The organism is Streptomyces malaysiense (assembly GCF_000980885.2).
Classification (GTDB): domain Bacteria; phylum Actinomycetota; class Actinomycetes; order Streptomycetales; family Streptomycetaceae; genus Streptomyces; species Streptomyces malaysiense.
Window position 1 is genome coordinate 1 of sequence record NZ_LBDA02000115.1, and the last position, 4235, is coordinate 4235.

2 protein-coding genes are annotated in these 4235 nt (G+C 68.5%); both read right to left on the bottom strand.

All coding sequences use genetic code 11. From position 1 onward, the window contains the following. Window positions 1–376: 376 nt before the first annotated feature. Window positions 377–838, bottom strand: coding sequence for a hypothetical protein (locus VT52_RS33205; protein WP_046426903.1), 462 nt, complete (start codon window positions 836–838; stop codon window positions 377–379). Further along, window positions 835–4235, bottom strand: a 3401-nt coding sequence (locus tag VT52_RS33210; protein ID WP_079175444.1) for an RHS repeat-associated core domain-containing protein, incomplete at its 5' end; no start/stop codon positions are given. The genes VT52_RS33205 and VT52_RS33210, both read right to left, overlap by 4 nt.

Sequence of the window (4235 nt, forward strand, 5' to 3'; positions counted from 1 at the left end):
GCAGGAGTCCCCGCCCGGCATGGGGAGCGAACTCGGCTTCCCACCGCTCGTCCCAGCCGTAGCGGGCCAGCGGGTGCGACGAAGCGGAAGAAGCCGGAAAAGAGGAGGAATTCAAGGGGAACCCTTCACAAGGGCGGCCCCGGCCACGCGCACGTATGCGCTGCGAGAAAGGTCAGCCGGCGGCCACGGAGGTGCAGTGGACGATCTCCTGGTTGCGGGCAACGCCCATCACAGAGACAGCCATCGGTCACACCTCCTGTTCCTCACTCGGCCGACAGCGGCGACCAATGGCCGCCGCGCGAAGCAGTCCTCACACTAGAGCGGCACGCACCCGAGTGCCACCGATTTAGTACTCCAGCAGCGGTGCATGCCCTCCTCAGCTCGCGTCCCCCCACACGGCTTGCAGATCCGCACACCGGACGGTGATCGACGCGTCGGTGAGCGCGATCTCGTGCAGGCAACCGCCGTCCTCGCCGGGAAGGATCTCGTCGAGGAGCACCGTGTCGACCAGCATCCAGTCGATGGAGTGCTTGTAGTCGACGGAAAAGTGCGTCACGCCTGAATAGCTGATGCGCAGACCGGCGTCGTGCTTCCACTGGTTCGGAGCAAACTCCAGGGTCAGCCCTCCGCTTTTGTCGGTGGCCACCTGAATACCGGACAACTCCAGATCCTTCACACAGTGGCTGTTTCCGTACCCCAAGTCATAATGTGCCGGATCGGTTGCGAAATTTCTCGCTCCCTCGGGCAAGCGGTCCCGGAACTTGGCGAGTTCGGCCAGATAGGCCCTCGGATCCACGAAGAACCCGCCATCATCCCAGACGGCAGTGACGAACTTCATTTGCAGCCTTCCGCGGCGAGAGGCGGTCGCCTCCACTTGTCTCCGCTGATGTCCTCGGTGCCCTTGGGGCCGATGCGGCCGATCTTCCGCAGCTCGTAGATCATCCGCCCCTTGATGGCGTTCTCCACACTTGGCGGTACCTCGACCTCCGAGGCCTTGATGCCGTGCTTATTGAACCATCCCTGGCTGTTGAACAATCCGACTTCGCGCATGGACTTGTCGTAGACGTGGATTTCCACGTCCATCCCCTTGTTGCCCACGGGGAAGGGATCACGCCGACCTGTGTACCCCTGCCCGAAGTTCAGCGGGTTCGAGGGCCCCGTCGGTCCCTTTCCGGCAAGACCGAGGTGGTCGCTCCAGCCCAGCGGGTTCGGCACGTACGCGTGATGATCGGGCGAGGGAAGGAGGCCGAGCGGATCCGCGCTGATGTACCGCGCCGTCTCCGGGTCGTAGTACCGGTGCACGTTGTAGTGCAGACCGGTCTCGGGATCGGCGTACTGCCCCGGGAAACGCAGCGGGCAGTCCACCGGCGACGCGCCCTCGTCCGGGGCCGGGACCCGGGTGCCCCACAGGCCGGTACGGAGCTGCCAGACCAGCTCTCCGTTCACAGAGACCAGCTCCGTGGGTGTACCTACAGCGTCGGTGACCACGGCGTGGAACCGAGCTTCGTGCTCGGGGTCCGACTTCTCCGCCAGCTGAGCCAGGAACGACGAGCCGGCGGCTGCCACGGTCGGTCTGTGGCTCGTCTGGGCGACGGGGCGAGGACTGTCCGGGGCGTAGTCCCAGGTAGTGACCCGGCCGTCCGCGGCGGTCTGCTCGGCCAGACACAAGTCGTCCCAGATGAAGGCCGTACGGTCGCCCACGGAGCCGTCGTCGGCAACCCGGTGTTTGGAGATGCGGCGGCCGAGCGGGTCGTAAGCGTACCGCCACCGGGTGCCGTCCGGGGTGACCAGGTCGGTCAGACGGTCCTCAGCGTTCCACTCGTAGCTCCAGACATGGGTCTGGCCGTTCAGGAGCTTGCGGGTTTTCCGGACGAGACGACCTTCGGCGTCGTGCTCGTACGAGGTGCGGCCGGCCGTGCGGACGAGTGTGCCCTCGAACCGGCGCTCACCGCCGGCCTCATGGTCCGGCGACGTGCCGTGCACCAGGTTGCCCGCCGGATCGTACGCGTAGATCTCGCTCCAGCCGTGGGCACGGACACCGGTGACCCGCCCCATCGAGTCCAGGTCGAAGCGGCGGGTGCCGGACGTCAGTTCCCGGATCTCGGTCACATAGCCGTCGGCCCGGTGGGCGTACGTCCGATGCTGCAGGAGTTGGTCGGTGGCGGTGGTCAGGCTCTGCGCGGCCAGCAGCCCCATCACGCTCCAGCTCTGGGCCAGCGTCACCTCGCGACCGAGGCTACGCCGGGTCTCGCGGCCTGCGGCGTCGTGGGCGAAGTTCAGCGCACCCGTGGCCGAGCGCAAGGCGAGGGGATTCCCTGCCAGGTCGTAGCTCCATTCCGAGGCCAGCCCGGAAGGCGTCACCCGCCGGGTGCGCCGGCCCACGGCGTCGTAGGCATGGGTGCTCGTCCGCCCGTTCACGGACTCCGACAGGACCCTGCCGAGGGCATCCCGCTCGAAGGCGACCTCGGCTTCGGCGTTGACCGCCCGGCGCAGCCCGCCGTCGGGGCCGTAGGCGAATGTCGTGACAGCACCCGCGTCCGAGTGCTGTTCCACAACCCGCCCGAGCGGGTCCCTCGCGAAGCGCAGCGTCTCCCCGGCACCGTTGGTGCGGCTGGCCAGCCGCCCGTCGGCATCGTGGGTGTAGGTGAGCGTACGGCCGTTGAAGTCCGTCTCCGCGGTCAGCCGGCCCGCCTCGTCATAGGTGTACGTCCAGGTCAGGTCCTGCGGATTCGTGACGGCCGTCAGGCGCAGCTCGGTGTCGTAGGCGAACTCGTACCGGGCTCCGTCTGGGTCCGTGCGCGTGGCCGGCGCACTGAAGTGACCCACCGTGTGGTGCGATGTGTTCCCGGCGGGGTCCGTGTGGGTGAGCAGGTTGCCCTCGGCGTCCCAGGCCCAGGCCTCCCGCGTGCCGTCCGGGCCTTCGCGCCACGACGGCTTACCCTCGGTCGTCCAGCCCAGGCGGGTGACGTGGCCGAGCGGGTCGGTCACTTCGACGGCCCGGCCGAACGGGTCGCGACGGATCGTCGTCGTGTGGCCCAGCTCGTCCGTCAGGGCGAGGGGCAGACCCGCCGCGTCGTAGGCCACCGTGCGGGTGTGGCCGAGAGCGTTGGTGATGGCGGTTGGGCGGCCCGCGTCGTCGTACGCGTAGCGTGTCTCGGCACCGAGCGGGTCGACGGTCGTCAGCAGGTTGCCTTGCTCGTCGTAGGTGTGCCGCCAGACCGCCCCGCCCGGCTCGACCAACTCGGTCGGCAGACCGAGCGGGTCGTAAGTCGCGCGGGCCACCGAGCCGTCGGGCAGGGTGAGTTCTGTGACGTTGCCGATGTCGTCATACGTGTACCGGGTGGTGTGGCCCAGCGGGTCCGTGACCGCCAGGGGCTGGAATCCGTACGCGTCCCACTCCGTGCGCGTGACCTGCCCGAGCTCGTCCGTCTCCTCCACCACCAGGCCCTCGGCGTTGTACCGGTGGACCGAGACGCGGCCCTGGGAGTCGGTGTACGTCGTGGTGCGGGCGGTGTCGTCGTAGGTCAGGGTGCCGGAGAGGATGCCGTCGACGCCCTCGGTGCGCACCACCCGGCCGCGCTCGTCATAGATGTACGAGAACCAGGTGCCGTTGCGGTCGGTCCAGCGGGTGACGCGGCCTTCGGAGTCGTAGGTGAAGCGCAGAGGCTCGCCGCTGGAGTTGATGACCTCGGTCAGGTTGCCCGCCGGGTCGTAGCCGTAGCGCATCACGACCGTGCCCTCGTCGGGTGCGGTGCCTGGGCGGTAGCGGGATGGGGGTTCGCCCAGGAGGCGCAGGGCCGTGATGCGGGGGCCCTGGGTGTCGACGGCGACGTAGTAGCCGCCGGAGTGGCGGATGCCGAACGGGATGCCTTCGTCGTCGCGTTCGACGTCGACGCGGTTGCCGTTGCGGTCGGACCAGGAGTCCAAGGCCAGGTGGAAGACGCCGAAGGAAGGGGAAGGGACGGGGGCGGCGAAGGTGCGGACCACGCCCGTCGACGGGTCGGTGACCGTCATCGCATCGTCCGGCCTGCCGTCCCACTCCAGCGGCCAGCGGGCACCCTTGATCGGCATCGTGGGGACGCCCGGTTCTGGCACCGGGTACACCAGACGCATGCCGTCCGCCGCCGCGAAGACGACACCCTCACCGTCGATCTGAAGACACTCGTCCAGGGTGGAGATCCACGTCGGGCCGAAGCAGACACCGCCCCGGTAGGAGGAGAGGTGGGTGCGGGTCA

Excerpts from the sequence above, each read along its gene's own strand:
- VT52_RS33205 (WP_046426903.1), bottom strand. The coding sequence starts at position 838 with ATGAAGTTCGTCACTGCCGTCTGGGATGATGGCGGGTTCTTCGTGGAT.